Annotated in this window: 18 protein-coding genes and 1 tRNA gene; 16 read left to right on the plus strand and 3 right to left on the minus strand. The window is 33.0% G+C overall.

Going from position 1 to position 19,675, the window contains the following annotated elements:
• Window positions 1–12: 12 nt before the first annotated feature.
• The 7 genes from DW196_RS06240 to DW196_RS06270 all read left to right on the plus strand — a co-directional run bounded on the left by DW196_RS06240 (window position 13) and on the right by DW196_RS06270 (window position 9,186).
• Complete coding sequence (locus DW196_RS06240; RefSeq protein WP_158563536.1) at window positions 13–1,521, plus strand: helix-turn-helix domain-containing protein; 1,509 nt, start codon at window positions 13–15, stop codon at window positions 1,519–1,521.
• Window positions 1,522–1,722: 201 nt separating this feature from the next.
• Window positions 1,723–3,564 carry an asparagine synthase (glutamine-hydrolyzing) gene (asnB, locus tag DW196_RS06245; protein WP_118250646.1) on the plus strand — a complete coding sequence of 614 codons (1,842 nt, stop codon included), beginning with the start codon at window positions 1,723–1,725 and terminating at the stop codon, window positions 3,562–3,564.
• A gap of 83 nt (window positions 3,565–3,647) precedes the next feature.
• Window positions 3,648–4,826, plus strand: coding sequence for a carboxylate--amine ligase (locus DW196_RS06250; protein WP_233541934.1), 1,179 nt, complete (start codon window positions 3,648–3,650; stop codon window positions 4,824–4,826).
• A gap of 11 nt (window positions 4,827–4,837) precedes the next feature.
• Window positions 4,838–5,548 carry an aspartate/glutamate racemase family protein gene (locus DW196_RS06255; protein ID WP_071456522.1) on the plus strand — a complete coding sequence of 237 codons (711 nt, stop codon included), beginning with the start codon at window positions 4,838–4,840 and terminating at the stop codon, window positions 5,546–5,548.
• A gap of 105 nt (window positions 5,549–5,653) precedes the next feature.
• Window positions 5,654–7,606, plus strand: coding sequence for a S9 family peptidase (locus DW196_RS06260; RefSeq protein ID WP_118250648.1), 1,953 nt, complete (start codon window positions 5,654–5,656; stop codon window positions 7,604–7,606).
• Window positions 7,603–8,577, plus strand: coding sequence for a biotin--[acetyl-CoA-carboxylase] ligase (locus tag DW196_RS06265; RefSeq protein WP_118250649.1), 975 nt, complete (start codon window positions 7,603–7,605; stop codon window positions 8,575–8,577). Before DW196_RS06260 ends, DW196_RS06265 begins: the two co-directional genes overlap by 4 nt.
• 72 nt (window positions 8,578–8,649) lie before the next feature.
• The gene (locus tag DW196_RS06270) at window positions 8,650–9,186 is read left to right on the plus strand and encodes a biotin transporter BioY (RefSeq protein WP_118250650.1); all 537 of its coding nucleotides are present in this window, start codon (window positions 8,650–8,652) and stop codon (window positions 9,184–9,186) included.
• A 72-nt stretch (window positions 9,187–9,258) separates the two neighbouring features.
• Here DW196_RS06270 and DW196_RS06275 read toward each other — a convergent pair whose 3' ends face one another.
• Entirely contained in the window at window positions 9,259–10,164 is a 906-nt protein-coding gene (locus tag DW196_RS06275) for a polysaccharide deacetylase family protein (protein ID WP_118250651.1), read from the minus strand.
• A gap of 147 nt (window positions 10,165–10,311) precedes the next feature.
• Between DW196_RS06275 and recJ the strand changes: the two genes are divergently transcribed.
• Window positions 10,312–12,621, plus strand: a complete 2,310-nt coding sequence (gene recJ, locus DW196_RS06280; protein WP_147408673.1) for a single-stranded-DNA-specific exonuclease RecJ — start codon at window positions 10,312–10,314, stop codon at window positions 12,619–12,621.
• Entirely contained in the window at window positions 12,618–13,130 is a 513-nt protein-coding gene (locus tag DW196_RS06285) for an adenine phosphoribosyltransferase (RefSeq protein ID WP_071456528.1), read from the plus strand. The genes recJ and DW196_RS06285 overlap by 4 nt, the downstream gene beginning before the upstream one ends.
• Before the next feature lie 22 nt (window positions 13,131–13,152).
• Here the strand turns inward: DW196_RS06285 and DW196_RS06290 are convergent, their stop codons facing one another.
• Complete coding sequence (locus DW196_RS06290) at window positions 13,153–13,692, minus strand: hypothetical protein (protein ID WP_118250652.1); 540 nt, start codon at window positions 13,690–13,692, stop codon at window positions 13,153–13,155.
• 172 nt (window positions 13,693–13,864) lie between these two features.
• On the opposite strand from DW196_RS06290, the gene DW196_RS06295 reads away from it, so the two are divergent.
• A tRNA-Thr gene (locus tag DW196_RS06295) sits at window positions 13,865–13,937 on the plus strand.
• A 43-nt stretch (window positions 13,938–13,980) separates the two neighbouring features.
• Here DW196_RS06295 and DW196_RS06300 read toward each other — a convergent pair.
• Entirely contained in the window at window positions 13,981–14,319 is a 339-nt protein-coding gene (locus tag DW196_RS06300) for a zinc ribbon domain-containing protein YjdM (RefSeq protein WP_071456530.1), read from the minus strand.
• Window positions 14,320–14,479: 160 nt separating this feature from the next.
• Between DW196_RS06300 and mltG the strand changes: the two genes are divergently transcribed.
• The 6 genes from mltG (at window position 14,480) to DW196_RS06330 (ending at window position 19,673) form a co-directional block, all read left to right on the plus strand.
• Entirely contained in the window at window positions 14,480–15,778 is a 1,299-nt protein-coding gene (mltG, locus tag DW196_RS06305) for an endolytic transglycosylase MltG (protein WP_233541931.1), read from the plus strand.
• Window positions 15,779–15,946: 168 nt separating this feature from the next.
• Window positions 15,947–16,417: a transcription elongation factor GreA gene (gene greA, locus DW196_RS06310; RefSeq protein WP_071456531.1), complete on the plus strand. Its 471-nt coding sequence runs from the start codon at window positions 15,947–15,949 to the stop codon at window positions 16,415–16,417.
• A 134-nt stretch (window positions 16,418–16,551) separates the two neighbouring features.
• Window positions 16,552–17,283, plus strand: a complete 732-nt coding sequence (liaF, locus tag DW196_RS06315; protein WP_071456532.1) for a cell wall-active antibiotics response protein LiaF — start codon at window positions 16,552–16,554, stop codon at window positions 17,281–17,283.
• Window positions 17,280–18,356, plus strand: coding sequence for a sensor histidine kinase (locus DW196_RS06320; protein ID WP_071456533.1), 1,077 nt, complete (start codon window positions 17,280–17,282; stop codon window positions 18,354–18,356). Before liaF ends, DW196_RS06320 begins: the two co-directional genes overlap by 4 nt.
• Entirely contained in the window at window positions 18,349–18,981 is a 633-nt protein-coding gene (locus DW196_RS06325) for a response regulator transcription factor (protein ID WP_079345271.1), read from the plus strand. Before DW196_RS06320 ends, DW196_RS06325 begins: the two co-directional genes overlap by 8 nt.
• A gap of 29 nt (window positions 18,982–19,010) precedes the next feature.
• Window positions 19,011–19,673, plus strand: coding sequence for a TrkA family potassium uptake protein (locus DW196_RS06330; RefSeq protein ID WP_071456535.1), 663 nt, complete (start codon window positions 19,011–19,013; stop codon window positions 19,671–19,673).
• Window positions 19,674–19,675 lie beyond the last annotated feature (2 nt).

The raw sequence follows: 19,675 nt of genomic DNA on the forward strand, positions 1-19,675 counted from the left end.
AGTGGTGAGATGATGGAAAAGCAAATGTTTCGATTATTAAATCCGACAAATCAACAATTATTAGAAATATTATCTTTTATTTCGGAAAACAAGCGATGGTACACAACTAAAGAAATAGGACTTCACATTAATATGGTTGAAAGAACGGTACAAAGGTATATCCAGCAAATTCGTGATATAACGGATATATTTAATCAGACATCTAAAGTCAAAGTTATTATTAAATATGAAAAATATCGGGGGATTTGTTTAGATAGTGAATCAGGTTATATTGATTTAAAAAATTATATTTTTGAAAAAGATGAAACCATCCAGTTGTTGAAGCATCTTATAGTAGAAGATGGGATAAATATTGAACGATATGCATTGGATAATTACACTAGCGTCCATGCTGTGAAGGCATCTTTAAAAAAAATTAAATTAATGTTTGAATTATATGATTTAAGCTTATCAAGGCAAACATATTCTATAGTAGGAAATGAAAAACAGATTCGATTAATTATTTATATTATGATGTGGACGCTTTATAAAGGAATTAAATGGCCATTTAAAACAATTAATAAAACCATTATTTATCAAACAGTAGATTTATTTTCCGAAACGAATCATCTCCAATTTTCAGTTATTCAGCGTAAACAATTGGCGTATGTGTTATCAACTAACTTAATCCGTTTACGAAAAAAGCATTTTGTGATGATGGAGGAATCTTGGAAGAATTATGTTGACATTAGTACTTTAATCGAAAAGTTATCATTTTTAAAAAATGTGATGCAGGAGTTTCATATTTATTGTGAATCTGAAATTTATTTTTATGCTGTTGTAGCTCAAATAAAAACAAAATTTTATGAATCAAGTGTCTTTAAACAAGAAATATTAGGCTATCATAAAATGAAACAGTCTGATGTATATCAAGCAACGATGGAATTCATGAAAGTGTTTCAAGAGACTTTCGTACAGATACCAAAAGATTTAAAGGAACGTTTTTTTATTACGAGTTTTTGTGCTCATATGTTTTGTCGCTTATTTAAGCGTGTTCATGTAGATGTTGATGGTTATTACGTTATGAGTGAGGTGAATGATAGATACCCTGTATTAAAACATAAGGTATTATCTACCATAAGACAGTTGTATGATCAAACAGGTAATGATTTATTTTTAATGGAAGACTTTTTACTACAAAAGTATATTTTATTATTTTCATCGGTTTTACCTTTAACATATTATGAACCAGAAATTGTAATTTATTTGGATACTGACTTACCTTATTTTATTGCTAAAGATATTGAAGAACGGATTTTATATCGTTATAAGTATGATTATCATATTGTATTCAAGAAATTGACTGACACACATAAAATTGACTTGATGTTAACGAATATTCCCAATACATTGGAAGAGATGAATCGCTATTCATCTCATGTTCAGTTATTTGACTATCCTATAAAAGAAAGAGATTTAATAGATATTGGTAAAAAGTTACAGTATCTAGCCCAAGAAAAAAGTGAGGCAACCATACTTTAGGGGATTTTTATTTCTTGAAGTATGTTTTTTTGGGTAAATTCTTAATAAAATATTAACAGAATTATAGGGTTATTTTATTTTAATTTGGAAGTATCTATTATATACTTTAATTTACAAGTAATTTGCAGTATACTTGATAGTTGAGGAATCATGCGTTACTTATGATTAGAAGTTTTATTTATAAAATTGGAGGACGAAAACATGTGTGGATTTGTCGGATATATGAACCAACCAGGTATTGATCCAACAGTCATCAAAAAAATGGCGGATCGAATTGTACATAGAGGACCAGATGATGAAGGATTTTACCAAGATGACGCTATCTCAATGGGATTTAGACGCCTATCAATTATCGATTTAAATCATGGACAACAACCTATGACTAACCAAACAAACACAAAAGTATTAACGTTTAATGGTGAAATATATAATTATGTAGAATTAAGAGAAGAGTTACAAGAATTAGGGTATGAATTTAAAACAGAAGTGGATTCTGAGGTATTGATTCATGGCTATGATGCTTGGCAAGAAGGATTATTAGACCGTATTCGTGGGATGTACGCGTTTGTTATTTATGATTCTGAAACGGGTGAAGTATTTGGTGCTCGTGATCACTTTGGTATCAAACCACTTTATTACTTTAAAAATGAAGACACCTTTATGTGGGGATCAGAAATTAAAGCCTTTTTAGATCACCCATCATTCGTTAAAGAATTAAATGAAGAGTTATTACCAATTCATTTAAGTTTTGAATACATTCCAAGTGACGAAACATTATTCAAAAATGTTTATAAAGTCAATCCAGGTCATTATTTCAAATTTAAAGATAACGATTTAGAAGTGAATGAATACTATCACTTCACATTTGAAGAAGAGAAAAAAATGACAATGGATGAAGCAAAACGTGACATCATTGAAACAGTTGATGAATCAGTGAAAAAACATATGATTGCTGACGTTGAAGTGGGAAGTTTCTTATCAAGTGGGATTGATTCAAGCTACATTTTAAATGAAGCATCACAAGATAGAGATATCCAATCATTTTCATTAGGATTTGAAGATAAAAACATCAGCGAATTAGAATGGGCACAAGAATTTGCAAAAGAAATTGACCAAAAAAATACAGCTATCATGATTAATGATGAAGATTTCTTTGGAATTATTCCTAAAGCAATGTATCACATGGATGAGCCTTTATCTAATCCTTCTGCGATTCAATTGTATTTCTTATCAAAAGAAACAAGTAAGCATGTAAAAGTTGCTTTATCAGGTGAAGGTGCAGATGAATTCTTTGGTGGGTATAATACTTACTTAGAAGCAGGAACATTTAGAAAATATGAGAAATTTACGACACGTAATATGCGTCAATTGTTTGCTCAAACAGCGAAACGTTTGCCACATTTCCATGGTCGTCGATTCTTAATTCGTGGTGCTCAAGATATTAGCGAACGTTATTATCGTGTGAATTATGTGTTTAACGAAGCTGAAAGAAATGATTTATTGAAAAATACGCGTTACAATAAATCTTCATCTCTTTATGTTAAAGATTTATTTGATGAAGCAAAAAGTAAAGATGATGTGACTAAAATGCAACATTTTGATATTCATGGTTGGTTAGCTTATGATATTTTACATAAAGCAGACCGTATGAGTATGGCGAATTCTTTAGAAGTTAGAACACCTTTAGTTGATAAAGAAGTGGCTGAAATTGCGAAAAGAATGCCTACAGATACACGTGTAGATATGAAAAACGGTGTCACAAAAATTGCTTGGCGTGAAGCCTCAGAAGCAAAATTACCAGATCGTATTGTCAATCGTGAAAAACTAGGATTCCCATCACCTCTAGCTTCTTGGTTAAAAGAAGATAAATACCAAGAGATGTTAAAAGAGGCATTTAACTCTGATATAGCTGAAAAATTCTTTAATGTGGACTACCTAAATCGTTTATTGGAAGAACAAAAACAAGGAATAGCAAATATGCAAAAAATATTTACTATTTACACGTTTATTGTTTGGTATCAAGTTTATTTTATTGAAAATTAATTAAAAGAAGGGAACCGATTGTATTGACTCAGAAAAAAGAGTTTATCCCCGTATTACTCGGTGGAGACTTGAATCTATATGGCATGGCCCGCTCATTTTATGACATTACCAATAAACCTGTCCGGACAATCGCCAGTGCATCGATTGCGCCAACCAAACACACAAAAATACTGGCTATTGAAGTAGTGCCGAATTTTGACACAGACCCAACATTTATCGAAACAATGAGAGAAGTTGCAAAAGAATATAAAAATTCTGATGTCCCAGTCATTTTGATGGGGATGGGAGATTGGTATACTGAACTTATCTCAAAACATCTTGAAGAATTATCTGAAACGTTTGTTTGTCCCTACATCAACAAAGAGTTGGAAAAACAATTAGTTAATAAACAAGATTTTTACGAGGTTTGTGAGAGATACAATTTGCCGTATCCTAAAACAAAAATTATCACTCGCCGTATGGTAGAAAATTCAGAGGCAACACAGCCTTTTGATTTTCCGATTGCGTTAAAACCAGCAAACAGTGTGTCTTGGAACGATTTTACTGACCCAATTAAAGAAAAAGTTTATATCATTGATAATATGACAGAATATAACCGTGTCATCCATGGTATATATGGTGCAGGTTATAAAGATAACTTAATTTTACAAGAATTTGTTGAAGGCAACGAAAGCCCGATGCGTGTGTTAAATTGTTATGTTGATAAAAATCATCAAGTAAAAATGATGTGCTTAGGTCATCCGTTACTTGAAGACCCAACACCACTTGGTATTGGGAATTATTTAGCCATTATGCCTGATTACAATGAAGCTATTTACAAGCAAGTAAAAGACTTTTTAGAAGATATTGAATACACTGGATTTGCAAACTTTGACTTGAAATATGACATCAAAGATAATACATATAAATTCTTTGAAATTAATTTAAGACAAGGTAGAAGTAGTTTCTTTGTCACGTTAAACGGCTTGAATTTAGCTGAGTGGGTAGTAAGAGATTATATCTATGATGACTTAAAGGATAGCGAACCTGTTTTTGCGAATATTCCGGAAGAACAAGGTAAGTTATGGCTAAATGTCCCAATCGATATTTTTGACAAATACGTGCCTGAAACGCAATATAAAGATATTGCCCGAGACATGATTGCTGATAAACGCTATGGCTACACATTCTATTATGATGGTGACCGTAGCATTAAACGTTATATGCTACTTCAACGCATGTTTAGATATTATCGAAAAGCCTTTAAAAAATATGGTAAGTAAGGTGGGATGACATGAAACATTTCTTTACCGTCATTGGTGGTATGGGAACAAAAGCGACAGAATTATATGTCAAAATGGTAAATGATAAAACACCTGCCAAAAAAGACCAAGATTATTTAAATTATGTTTTAGTAAATTATGCAACAATTCCCGATAGAAGTTCTTATATATTAGATAAAGAAAACAATGAGAATCCATTACCATATTTACTTGATGTGATTGAAACATATGATAAATTATCACCTGATTTTTTCGTCCTAACTTGTAACACAGCACATTATTTTTTTGATGAGTTGGAACAAGCGACAGACAAGCCATTACTTCATATGCCAAAACTTGCGATTAATCGTGTGAGTGATGCTTATGAAAAAAATGCACGTGTGGGTATCATCGGAACAGAAGGAACGATTAAAAATAAAATTTATGATCCATTTATTGAATCAGCTGGATTTGAGGTTGTTCATCCAACACAAGACATTCAAGATAAGGTGAGCAAACTTATTTTTGAAAAAATAAAACATTTAAATCAATTAGACCATGATTTGTATCATGAAGTGCTTGATGACATGTTTAACACGTTAAATTGTGACGTGATTGTGTTAGGTTGTACAGAATTATCTATGATGGAAGATGCTGAAAACCAAATGAATGAGCATGTCATAGATCCACAAAATGTATTAGCTGAAGAAACGGTAAAATTAGCATTAAAAAATAGGGGATAAGAGAAAGATGACTTTATCAAGAGATGAGGTCATCTTTTTTGTGTCTTGGCTAGTATATTATAATTCTTTGTTTTACAATGATAGTAATATGAAAGGACTGATTAGATGAAAAAAGTGACAACCGATAGTTTATTTGAATTAAATAGTTTATCTCAACCTGTAACTTCTGGTGAGTTGATTTTCTTTATGGAGCACTCAATCAATAAAGAAACAAACAAATACGAATCAAGAATTTATAGTGTGAATAAAACAACCAACGAACGACGATTATGGAGTGGAGAAGACGTTTCAATTAGTCAGTTAAAACTATCTCCTAATAAAAAATGGCTAAGTTTTGTAAGTAAAAAAGAAAAAGAATTACACTTGAATATTCAGGCTCTTGATGGTGGTAGTAGCTTTAGCATAATGAAAAAAGAGTCCTTTTCAAACTATACTTGGAATACTTCAAGCAGTGCGATTTATTTTATTCAGACCAAATCAAAAAACGAAACGACAGAAACATCATTTGAACAACCTAAAAAATGGGACAAACTAACTTATAAACTAGATGGATCTGGTCTATTAGATTTAGATGCGACTTATCAATTGAGTAAAGTGATGGTAGCAACAAAAGAGGAAACGATTCTTTATGAAACAAAAGATGAGTTTAGTTTAGACTATGTGTCAAAAGACGAAAGTTATGCCATTATTGGAAGAGAAAAAGACCCAAAAGATGAGTGGGATTATGGAAGTACTGTTTATAAACTTGAATTTTCAACTCACTCACTCACTTGCTTAACCAATTCATTACCTACAGGAAGTTTTTACTATGGGAAAATGAATGCAACAGAAGAAGAGTTACTCCTTACAGGGAATACTTTTGATTTTGGTTTTGTTTCACAAAATAAATTGTATCACTACAATATGAAAACAGGACAGTTAGCTTGTTTAACTGAACACTTGGATGAGGAAGTGGGAGATGCGATTGTTGGTGATTTCCAACAACAAGTTAGAGGAGTCGACATTGAATGGCTATCTCCTAAAGAATTTATTTTTCCAGTCACACATCATGGGAAAATACTCCTTTATCAAGGAAACTTAGAAGGTCATTTAGAAAAAATTTATGATGAAAAAAATCATTTAACAGATGCCTATCTTGATGGAAATGAGTTTACTGTGACATATTCAACTTTAGTAGAACCATCAGCTTTAGGTGTATTGTCTTTAAGTACATCAGAGTTAAAAACTGTTTATAATCCAAATAAATCGGTTTTAACTGAACTTGAATTATCAACACCACATGAATTTTGGTATGAATCAGAAAAAGATGTGTCTGTTCAAGGATGGTATGTGCCTCCTGTAACGACACAAAAAAATCATCCAGCTGTTTTATATATTCATGGCGGACCACAAGTTTGTTATGGTGAAACATTCTTCCATGAGATGCAGTATCATGCAGCAAATGGTTATGGGGTAATTATGTTAAACCCAAGAGGGGGACAAGGTTACGGTCAGAAATTTGTTAGTGCAATATTAGGAGATTATGGCAATAAAGATTATACAGATTTGATGACAGGATTAGATGTTGTATTAACAGAACACCCCGAAATTGACGAAAAAAAATTGGTTGTAGCTGGTGGTAGTTATGGTGGATTTATGACAAACTGGATTGTTGGTCACTCAAAACGATTTAAAGCGGCAGTGACACAACGCTCTATTTCAAATTGGATTAGTTTTTATGGAACAAGTGATATTGGAGCATTCTTTGTTAAGTATCAATTATTAACAGATTTACCAAATATTTCAGAGATGTGGCAACTATCTCCGTTAGCCTATGTTGAAAATGCTAAGACACCTTTATTAGTTTTACATGGAGAAGAAGATTTACGTTGTCCAAAAGAACAAGGTGAACAAATGTTTACGGCAATGAAACGATTTGATGTGCCAACAGAAATGATTGTTTACCCTAATTCAAGTCATGGGTTATCAAGAGTTGGCATACCAAATCTAAGGGTCGCTCGTTTAACGGACATTGCAAATTGGTTCGACAAGTATTTAAATAAAGAGGAAATAAAATGACAGTAAAGAGTAAAACATTAGAAATGCTAGAAAATCATCGGGGAGAATTTTTCTCCGGTGAAAAACTAGCAGAGACAATTGGTGTATCTAGAAACGCTGTATGGAAAGCCATCAAACAATTAGAAAGTGAAGGCTATCCAATTAAAGCTGTAAAAAGTAAAGGTTACTCGTTAGAGGAGTCTAGTGATAAACTATCTTTACAAGGCATGACACCTTATCTCGACCAATCAATTGATGCAACTCAGATTAATGTTTATGATTCCATTGATTCGACCAATAATCGAGCAAAAGAATTAGCTGTTGCTGGGGCAGAACATGGAACAGTCATTATTGCCAATGAACAAACTAAAGGTAGAGGAAGATACGGGAAAGTATTTGAATCACCAAAGGACACAGGGATTTATATGAGTTTGATTATTCGACCAGATGAGTTACCTAATATCGAACCTTCACTTATGACAGCTTATTCGGCAGTGATAGTAGCAGACGTATTATCACATGTCACAGGTGAAAATATTGGGATTAAATGGGTAAATGATTTGTTTCTTAAAGGAAAAAAAGTTTGTGGTATTTTGACTGAAGCTGTAACCAATCTTGAAACAGGTAAACTAGACTGGATTGTAGTAGGGATAGGGATAAACGTTTCGACAGATTCTCGACTATTTTCAGATCAAGTGCAATCAGTTGCAACTGCATTGTTTGATGATAAAAACGTGGTTAGAAATCATATTGCTGCAGAGATTATTAATCAGTTCTTTTTACAAGCTAATAGTATGACACAGCAAAAAATGATGGACATATATCGACAAAAATCAATTGTGATTGGACATCCTGTTTCTGTTGTATCAGGTACCACAAATTATGACGCAATCGCAGAAGATATATTAGATAATGGCTCGCTTGTTGTAAAGCGCTCTGATGGGCAAACGCGAGAACTGCGTTTTGGAGAAGTTTCTTTAAAAATACGTTAGTCAACTTTTTTTATAAAAAAGTTGACTAACCTTTTCTTTTTGCTATAATAAAAAAAGAAAAGGGGAGAGACTATGACAAAATTTAAAACATCAGATTTAACAAAAATTGCATTATTTGCGGCAGTGATTGTGGTTCTATCACAAATAAGTATTCCAATGCCTTACGGCGTACCGATGACACTACAAACATTTATTATTCCATTAACAGGGGTATTACTTGGGAAAAAATCAGGGACAGTAGCTACATTGTTATATGTATTATTGGGATTAATTGGTTTACCTGTTTTTGCAGGATTTTCTGGAGGAGCTGCTGTTATGTTTGGACCAACTGGAGGATTTATTTTAAGTTTCCCAATAATGGCTTATATTTCAGGAGTTTTTGCAGAACGAGATAATCCATTTTCTCTTTATCTGGGACTAAGTTTAAGTGCTATTATAAATTTCGTAGTTGGATTTGTGATGTTTCATTTTGTTACAGGAAGTAGTCTATCTGTAGCCTTTATTGCAACGGTGCTACCTTTTATTCCAACAACTATCATTAAAGTGCTTTTGATTGGATTAATTTCTCAAAAGTTACGCCCATTAGTTCAACGAAAAGCTATGGCTTAAAGAAAGCACTGGTGCTGAAAAAATAAAAACGTATTAACTTAGAATCTAATTGACTAAGTTAATACGTTTTTATTAGTTGTTAGCATATTGATTACTTGAAGTAAGATAATTTCCAAAGGATTCTTTATCAAAACCTGGAGACACTCTAATTCTTTTTAATGCAAATAAGCCATCATTTTTACTTGCATACCCAGGTTCAGTGGTTAGGCCGAGTTTATAGCCGGTTAACTCAGCTTCTTTTTCAACACGTTCATCATATCTACCAGCTGGATAGCATATAACACTTGTTTGCTGTTTAAGTGTGTCATCAAGCCATTTTTTTGAATCAAGTAATTCTGTATGGATTTGTTCGTCACTTAATGTATTTAAATCAAGATGACTAACAGTATGACTTTCAATTGAAATAAGCCCACTTTGTTTCATTTTTTCCATGTCTGCTTGGTGGAAGTAATATTGATTGTCTTGTTTTGAGGTAATGTAGTTAATTGTCGCATTTAGTTTTAATTGTTTTAAAATAGGAAAGCCGTCGGTGTAGTTATTAAGATAACCGTCATCTAATGTTATCCAAACGATTTTTTCTTTTGGTTTTTTATTTTCAGTTAGGACAATATATGCCTCTTCAGGTGTTAATGTGTAGTAATCATTTTCTTTCAGCCATTCCATTTGTTCCTTAAATTCTTCAGGTGGTAGTTTCAGTGTGTTTCCGTCATTACTGACAGTTAAACTATGATACATAAGTATTGGAAATGAAATGTCTGTGTCACTTGTTAGCCAATCCGTTGTATCAATTTCACCAGGTTTTGTTTCAGAGGTAGTCGTTGTTTCTTTAATTTCACGACTAGATGATTTGGCTAGAATAGATGATTCTTCCGTTTTTATTTTTTTGTTTTGGCTAGTGTTTTTAGTAAAGTAAACACCAACTAGTATCAATTCAATTAATAATAAAATAACGATAGTCCATAGTGCTTTTTTCTTCATAAGAGAGCCTCCTTGTCTTTTCTATAGTATCAAAGGGTTATTTATATTGGCAAGTATTTGTTGAAAGAATTGAGCTATGTTAAACTGTGAAAGGTGAGATTTCAGAAATTTAAAATAAAATGAATGAAATAGAATGGAAGTGTTTGAGTGAAACAATCTCAATTTAAATGGGAAAAAAAATTACTAACTGACGAACAACAAACCACAGTTGAAGAGTTTAAACAACAAAACCTATCTCCTTTAATGAGTCACCTTTTAGTTAACAGAGGACTCACGACAATAGATGAGGTTAATGCATTTTTAAACCCTTCTTTAGAAGATTGTTACGATCCTTTTTTAATGTATGACATGGAAAAAGCGGTGACACGAATACAAGAGGCGGTTGCATCAGGTGAGAGGATGTTAATTTATGGAGATTATGATGCTGATGGTGTGACGAGTACGACAGTGTTAAAAGAAGCCATCGAATTAATTGGTGGTGAGGTAGAGTATTATTTGCCTGATCGTTTTACTGATGGTTATGGTCCAAATTTAGATGTGTATAAGTACTTTATTGAGCAAGGAATTCAATTAATCATTACAGTTGATAATGGTGTGAGTGGTCATGAGGCATTAGCGTATGCTAAAGAACAAGGGACTGACGTCATTGTAACAGATCATCATGAATTACCCGATGAATTACCGGAAGCTTACGCCATTATTCATCCCAGACACCCTTTAGGAGACTACCCATTTAAAGATTTGGCAGGTGTTGGCGTTGCGTTTAAAGTTGCGACAGCTCTTTTAGGTGAGTTGCCGATGGAAAGTTTAGATTTAGTTGCGATTGGCACAATTGCTGATTTGGTTTCTTTGACTGGAGAAAATCGTGCACTTGTTAGTTTAGGACTAAAGATTTTAAATCAATCAGAACGTGTTGGTTTACATGCGTTAGCAGAGGTTGGAAGCATTGACTTAGCAACAGCGGATGAAGAAACGGTCGGATTTGGTATTGGACCACGTATTAATGCGATGGGTCGATTAAAAAATGCTATGCCAGCCGTTGAGTTGCTATCAACGTTTGATGATGAAGAAGCAATGGTTATCGCAAAGGACATTCAAGAAACCAATAGCCAAAGACAACAATTAGTAAAAAAAATTACTAAAGAAGCTCTTCAGATGGTTGAGGAGATGGGAGAACAACCTATATATCTTTTAGAAAAAGATGATTGGCATGAAGGTGTTTTAGGGATTGTTGCCAGTCACATTGTAAGACAAACGCAACGTCCTGCGATTATTATGACTACGGCAAGTGATGGCGAACTATTGAAAGGTTCAGGTAGAAGTATCGCGGATATTGATTTGTTCCATGTTCTGTCTGAAGTAAAAGAAAAATTTACTTCGTTTGGTGGCCATCATATGGCAGCAGGATTATCATTTGAACGTGATAATTTAGATGAAATAAGACAGTCTCTTATACCAATTGTGAATCCTTTGATAGATGGTGGTTCAAAAGACAGTTTAGACATAGAAACAGATATTTCGATTGAAGACGTTTCAGTAGATGTGATAGAAGAGATGAAAAAACTGGCGCCTTTTGGAACAGATAATCCTTCACCTATTATGATGGTGTCCGATGTTAGAGCTGAAGGGATGAAAAAAATTGGAGCAGATGGTAATCACTTGAAAGGTCAGCTCGTACAAGGAAGTCATCAGCTAGATTGTATTGCTTTTGGGAAGGGAGCTGAAATTGGTGAAATGACAACAGGAGGCTTACTCGATGTTGTTGGAAAATTATCCATAAATGAGTGGAATGGGTTTAGAAAAGCACAATTAATGCTTGAAGATTACCGTGTGTCAGGGGTTCAAATATTTGATATGCGTGGTGGCAAGTTAGATGAATTTGATAGTTTAGCGATTCATCCTATTTTCGTTGTGTTTAATAAGGAAACAAAAGTGGATTCATTGCCGCAAGATAAAGTTTACTATATTCATGAATTACAAGATGTTGATAAGTTAGTCGGCTTTAAGGAATTGGTTTTTGTTGATTGCCCATATGACTTAGAAGTTGTATCTAAACTGGTCTCTAGCTGTGACATTGAACGCTTATATTTGTGGTTGAATATTACAACGGAACATTATCTATCAGGCATTCCGACAAGGGAACAATTTGGAAAAGTATTTAAATTGTTGCATGCTCAGGGAAACCTTGATGTGAGATATAAATTAGATGATTTATCTAATTATTTACAAATATCTAAAAATCATTTAATTTTTATCATAAAAGTGTTTTTTGATTTAGGATTTGTTACAATAGAAGATGGTTTGATGAGCAAGGTTGCTAATCCGAGTGAAAAAGCTTTAGAAGAAAGCGACGTTTATCAAGCTTACTTACATAAAATTGACATGGAAAGACTATTTTTATATAGTAATGTAGCAGATATTCGTCAATGGATATCGCAACAGGAGGAAGACAGATGAATTTAAAAGATTATATTGCTAGTATCCCTAATTACCCTAAAGAAGGAGTTATTTTTAGAGATATTTCACCGTTAATGGGAGATGGGGCTGCTTATCAAGAAGCAACTAATCAAATTGTTGAATATGCAAAAAAACGTGGCGCTGAAATGGTTGTAGGACCTGAAGCTCGTGGATTTATTATTGGCTGTCCAGTGGCTTATGAATTAGGAATTGGCTTTGCTCCAGCTCGTAAAAAAGGAAAATTACCTCGTGAAACAATCGAAGTTGATTATGGATTAGAGTATGGTAAAGCAACATTAACTCTACATAAAGATGCGATTAAACCAGGACAAAAAGTGATTATCTGTGATGATTTATTAGCAACTGGAGGAACAATAGCTGCAACAATCGAATTGGTTGAACAATTAGGTGGCGAAGTTGTTGGTTGTGCCTTTTTAGTTGAGTTAAATGAATTAAACGGTCGTGAAAAAATTAAAGGCTATGATATGCTAGCTTTAATGGACTTTTAAATAAAAAACAGCGAGAAATTCATCATTTCTTGCTGTTTTTTTTTCTATTATTATTACTTAGTTTACTACGATCAGATTTTATTTCTCTATGGATACGCTTCTCATCGTTCGGAGATTCAAGAATGAGAAGCTTTCCGTGATTCATGTATAAATTCTGCTTGATGTCAGGTAATCTTTTTTTAAATCTACGATTCCATTTATAGAGTTTAAACATACGTTTTATTATTTTTTTTCGTTGAGCAAAAGATTTCTGTTTTTGAAAGCATTGTGTCATAGCTCTTTTGGTAACGCGATATTGACAAAGAGATAAAGGATAATCCAAAATGATGATTAAATCAGCATCATTCATGCTTTGTTCGGTCCATCGACTGACTTGAACGCCTTCCACAATCCAGTTAGATAGATTTTGTAAACGTTCACTAAGTTGGTTATAACGTTGATTTTTATCTTTAATTTTTAAATAGTCGTCTAAGGAAATTCCTTGAATTCGATATTTTTCTTGTAGCCTTATAGTAAGTGACGTCTTACCACTACCCGCATAACCGATAATTCGTATTTTCATCCTGTATCTATTCTCCAGTCAATTGTTCTATACATATCGTATAATAATTAGTGAGTTTTTTCAATAAAATACTATTTACTACTCGTATTTTATTATATGATAATTTATTGTTGTATTCCATTATTGACAAACGTTGATAAACTAAGTATTATATAATTTGTATTTCAAATATGCCGCCTTAGCTCAGTCGGTAGAGCACCACCATGGTAAGGTGGGGGTCGTCGGTTCAAGTCCGACAGGTGGCTTAAAATAAAAAATGTAACTGGGAAGATTCCCAGTTACATTTTTTTATAGTTTTTTAACAAATTCAGATTTTAATTTCATTGGACCGAATCCATCAACTTTACAATCGATGTCATGATCGCCTTCAACTAAACGGATATTTTTAACTTTAGTTCCTTGTTTGATTGGTTGACTGGCACCTTTTACTTTTAAGTCTTTGATGACTGTGACAGAATCACCATCAGCTAACGGGTTACCAAAAGCATCTGTTTTGACCGTTTCGACGGTTTCTGAGTCTTGTGTTGACCACTCATGAGCACATTCTGGACAAATATACATTAGTCCATCTTCATAAGTGTATGATGAGTTACATTCTGGGCAATTTGGCAATGTTTCCACTGTCATACCCTCCTTTCGACGATTTATTTTATTGTATCTTATTTAGTATGAAAAATAAAGAGGAAGAAAACGTAAAAATATATCTATAATTTGTTTAAGGTATTTGGAATTTCATAATAATCATGTATAATAGTAAGAGCAAATTTAAATAAAAGGAGGCCCTTTTTTGACGGATAGAAATGATGACCTTAATCGTGAACAAGAACATAAAACGGGTAAAGAGCTAAGAGGCTATGTGTTAGATTCGATGAAGTCGGATGACACTATAAGCCAAGAAGAAGAGCAGTCTAAACATATACCTGATGAGCAAGAATTACAAAAAAGAAATAGAGATAGAACGCAAAATAGAAGGCAACAAACAAGTTACAAAGGACGTAAGAAAGAAAATAATATGGTGAAAAAAATTGTACTAATTATTGTTGCTGTATTGATTATGACATTGTCTATTGCTGGATTTTTTGCGTATCAGTACTTTACTTCTAGTTTGAAGCCATTAGATAGTAAAAATGAAAAATTAATTCAAGTTGAAATCCCGCAAGGAAGTAGTAGTAAACAAATTGGACAAATCTTAGAAAAAAATAAAATTATCAAAAGTGGTTTAGTGTTTTCTTATTATGTAAAAATGAACAATAAAGCTGATTTTCAAGCTGGATATTATCAAATGTCACCTAGTATGACACTTGAGGCAATTACAGATAGTTTACAAGAGGGTGGAACAGATGAACCAGTCTCATTAGCAGATGCTAAAATTACCATTCCTGAAGGGTATTCCGTAGATCAGATTGCTGAATTATTTAGTAAAGAAACAAAACTATCTAAAGATGATTTCTTAGATGTAGTGAAGGATGAAGAATTCTTTAATGAATTAGTAACGAAATACCCAGACTTGCTTGAGAGTGCAAAAAATGCTAAGGATACACGGTACCGTTTAGAAGGCTATCTATATCCTGCCACTTATTACTACTATAAAGATGTGCCAATTAAAGATATGATCACGCAAATGGTTGATAAGACAAATCAAGTGTTAGCACCTTATTATGATCAAATCAAAGCAAAAAAAATGACCGTACAAGAAGTCTTAACACTTGCTTCATTAGTAGAAAAAGAAGGAGTAACGCCTGAAGATCGACGTAAGATAGCTCAAGTATTCTTAAATCGACTAGCCATTGATATGCCAATACAATCAGATATTTCAATTTTATATGCAATGGAGGAGCATAAAGTTCATCTATCAGAAAAAGATACACAAATTGACTCACCCTATAATTTGTATATTAATAAAGGGACTGGACCGGGACCGTTTAATAATCCAAGCCAACAGGCAATTGAATCTGTATTAAATCCTGAAGAGACAGATGCATTATATTTCTTAGCCGATGTGTCGACGGGAAAAGTTTATTATGCAAAAACATATGATGAGCATTTAGTGAATAAAAAAGAGTATATAGATGATAAAAACAATTGATTTTAAATGATAAAAAATTTTCATAGAATAAAGAGTTTACATTTTTCAATCAACGTGGTATTGTGTTGTGTATATTAAATAGGATAAGCTTTTCTGATGATTTCAGGAAAGCTATTCCTTTATAAGAAATAAACTGATATAGATTAGTTAAGGAGAAGTGAGAGTACTATGGAAAAAGTCTATCCTATGACTTTAGAAGGTAAACTAAAATTAGAAGAAGAATTAGAAATGCTAAAAACAGTTAAGCGTAAAGAAATTGTCGAACGCATAAAAATTGCTAGAAGTTTTGGGGATTTATCAGAAAACTCTGAGTATGAATCAGCAAAAGACGAGCAAGCATTTGTTGAGGGACGTATTACAACCTTAGAAAACATGATTCGTTTTGCTCAAATAATCGATAATAATAGTGCAGATAAAGATACTGTTTCATTAGGTCGTACGGTGACATTTGTCGAACTACCAGATGGTGAAGAAGAAGAGTATACAATCGTAGGTAGTGCAGAAGCTGATCCATTTGAAGGGAAAATTTCAAATGATTCACCAATTGCTAAAGCATTGTTAGGTTGTAAACTAAATGATACTGTAACGATTGAAACACCTGGTGGTAGCATGAATGTAAAAATTAAAAAAATTTCTTAAGTTATGCAATTGCATAACTTTTTATTTTGAGTATAGGTCTTAAGTCTTAGATAATTTTCAATCTTTTGAAGTTTTATGTATGTTAAAAGAAACGTTATAATAAATCAAATGAAATAAAAAGGAGCCGATTAGTTATGCGCAGCTCATGGAGAGTATTTATTGTAATTGAGTTATTACTATTGTTGTGGGCTCTATATCAATTATTGGGTAATATCCCCGCTATTATATTTTTGACATTTTCCGTTGTAAACCTTTTTTATGTATTAAATAAAAAATACAAAACATCATTTAATCAGTTTCAACTAGTTGCTTCCATCATCATCATGGTGTTAAGTTTACTTAATAGCCCGGCTGTATGGTTGATGTTAATTTTAGCAGTTATTTATTTTGGTTTAGTGATGAGAGAGATTTCAGAAGTTCGTTTTTTTAATTTTGCTCCTTGGAATAAAAAACAAATTAAAATGATTAAAACGACAGGTCGTAGTAAACGTGCTGGAAAACGATTTAAACGTTCGTGGATTGGTAGTCAGCGTTTGGGTAGTGATACATATGAGTGGGATGATATTAATTTTTCTTTGATGATTGGTGATACGATTATTGACTTAGGTAATACATTATTACCAAAAGAAGATAATGTCGTGATTATTCGAAAAGTATTTGGCCGAACTCGTATTTTGGTGCCAACAGGAATTGGTATTTTATTAGAACATTCCAGTATGCGTGGGGCGGTTCATTTTGATCAAGAAGTGTATCATTTAAATAATGAGTCGTTAAAACTTTATAGTGAAGATTATGATGATTCAACAAGAAGATTGAAAGTGATTACTAATACATTGTTCGGAGATCTTGAGGTGATTCGTGTATGATGTCTAAAAAAAGCCGACCACTTATCTTTTTTTACACATTTTTTCTAACTTTTATTGTATTAATTTTGACACTATATACATACTTTTTCGCGAATAACCAACGGAAATGGATGCTTGAGTTAATAACAACGCGTTTATTTAAAGTTCCAATTATTGTCTATATTATTGTAATAGCTATTGCTGTTAGTGGAATAGCATTTTCTATTCTGTATCTAGTCAATCGATATACTTATGGGAAAATAGAAGAACAACTTCATTTTTTAAGTGTGGGTAACTACGAGCATACTATCTTTTCAAATAAAGAAAAAAAATATCAAGAAGATGGTTTAGTTGATGAGTTAGAGCAAGATGTTCAAAATGTTCGTTCAAAAATGTTATCAATGTCTAAAGAACTACAAGAACTTAGTTCAATCCCTAAATACGTTGATGGAGAATCAAAAGAGGATATTATAAAGTCTGAGCGTCACCGCATTGCAAGAGAGTTGCATGATTCAGTAAGCCAACAGTTATTTGCCGCTACAATGATGTTATCTACTTTAAATGAGATGGTTGAGGAAATGGACGTGCCTGAAGTTATTGAGACACAGCTCCAAGTAGTGGCTTCTATTATTAATACGTCTCAGTCAGAAATGCGTGCGTTATTACTTCATTTACGTCCTATTAATTTGGAAGAAAAAACACTTCAACAAGGAATCGAAATGTTATTGAAAGAATTACAAACAAAGATTAATATAGAGTTAAAGTGGCAAATTGAAAATGTTACCCTTCCAAGTTCAATCGAAGATAATTTGTTTAGAATCACACAGGAGTTACTGTCTAATACTTTACGACATGCTAAAGCCCATTTATTGGAAGTCTATCTTAAAAAAATCGATCAAACAGTTTTATTAAGATTAGTTGATGATGGTGTGGGGTTTGATGTAAAAGAAGAAAAGGTAGGTAGTTATGGATTGCAAAATATTCGGGAACGTGTTCAAGGAATGGGAGGAACTTGTCGTATTGTCAGTTTTAAAGGACAAGGTACCAGTATCGAAATAAAAGTGCCGATTCTAAAGGAGGAACATGATGATTAAAGTACTATTAGTAGATGATCATGAGATGGTACGTTTAGGTGTGTCATCTTATTTATCAATCCAATCGGATATTGAAGTAGTTGGTGAGGCTGAAAATGGATTGATGGGATATGAACAGGCACTGGAGAAAAGACCGGATGTTATTTTGATGGATCTGGTCATGGAGGTTATGGATGGTATTGAATCTACACAAAAAATACTGTCTGAGTGGCCTGAAGCTAAAGTTATCATTGTAACGAGTTTTATAGATGATGAAAAAGTTTATCCAGCAATTGAAGCAGGAGCAGCAGGGTACTTATTAAAAACATCATCGGCTAAAGATATCGCTAATGCCATACGCTCAGCATATAATGGAGAAAAAGTGTTAGAACCTGAAGTGACCAGTAAAATGATGGAGCGTTTATCTAAGCCTAAAGTACATGATTTGCATGAAGATTTAACTAATCGTGAAAAAGAGATTTTGTTACTAATTTCTGAAGGAAAGAGTAATCAAGAAATAGCTGATGAATTATTTATCACGTTAAAAACTGTGAAAACCCATGTGTCAAATATTTTGTCTAAATTAGATGTAGATGACCGAACACAAGCAGCGATTTATGCGTTTAAGCATGGGATAGTAAAATAATTAATTAAACCTTTAAGGAGACAATTTACATGAGAAAGACATTTGCAGTTATTGGATTAGGACGTTTTGGCGGAAGTGTGTGTCGAGAGTTAGTTGAATCAAACCAAGAGGTATTAGCAATTGATAATTGCGAGGACCGTGTGAATGAATACATGAACATAGCGACGCATACTGTTTTAGCTAATGCACAAGATGAAGCAACGTTACGTTCATTAGGATTAAGAAACTTCGATCATGTGATTGTCACAATTGGTGAAGATATCCAAGCGAGTATTTTAGTAACATTAATGGCAAAAGAAATGGGTGTCCCACATATTACGGCTAAGGCACAAAATGAGTATCACGGTCGTGTATTGGAAAAAGTTGGGGCAGATTTAGTTGTCCATCCAGAACGTGATATGGGGTATCGTTTGGGTCATAAATTAACTTCAAAAAACATGATTGATTTTATTGAACTATCAGAGGATTATTCTTTAGTTGAGATTCGGGTGAGTTATAAACAATTTTTCAACAAAACGATTCAAGAAATTAACTTCAGAAAACATTATAATGTTACTATTGTGGCCATTAGACGTGGGAAAAATGATTTGATTGTGTCCCCTCCTGCTGAACAGGTAATTTTAGAAGGTGATGTTTTATTAGTTGTTGGTCATAATGATGATGTAGATTACCTAGATGCGAAAATGAAATAACA

The sequence above is a fragment of the Vagococcus sp. AM17-17 genome (assembly GCF_003471765.1).
In the GTDB taxonomy this organism is placed as follows: Bacteria; Bacillota; Bacilli; order Lactobacillales; family Vagococcaceae; genus Vagococcus; species Vagococcus teuberi.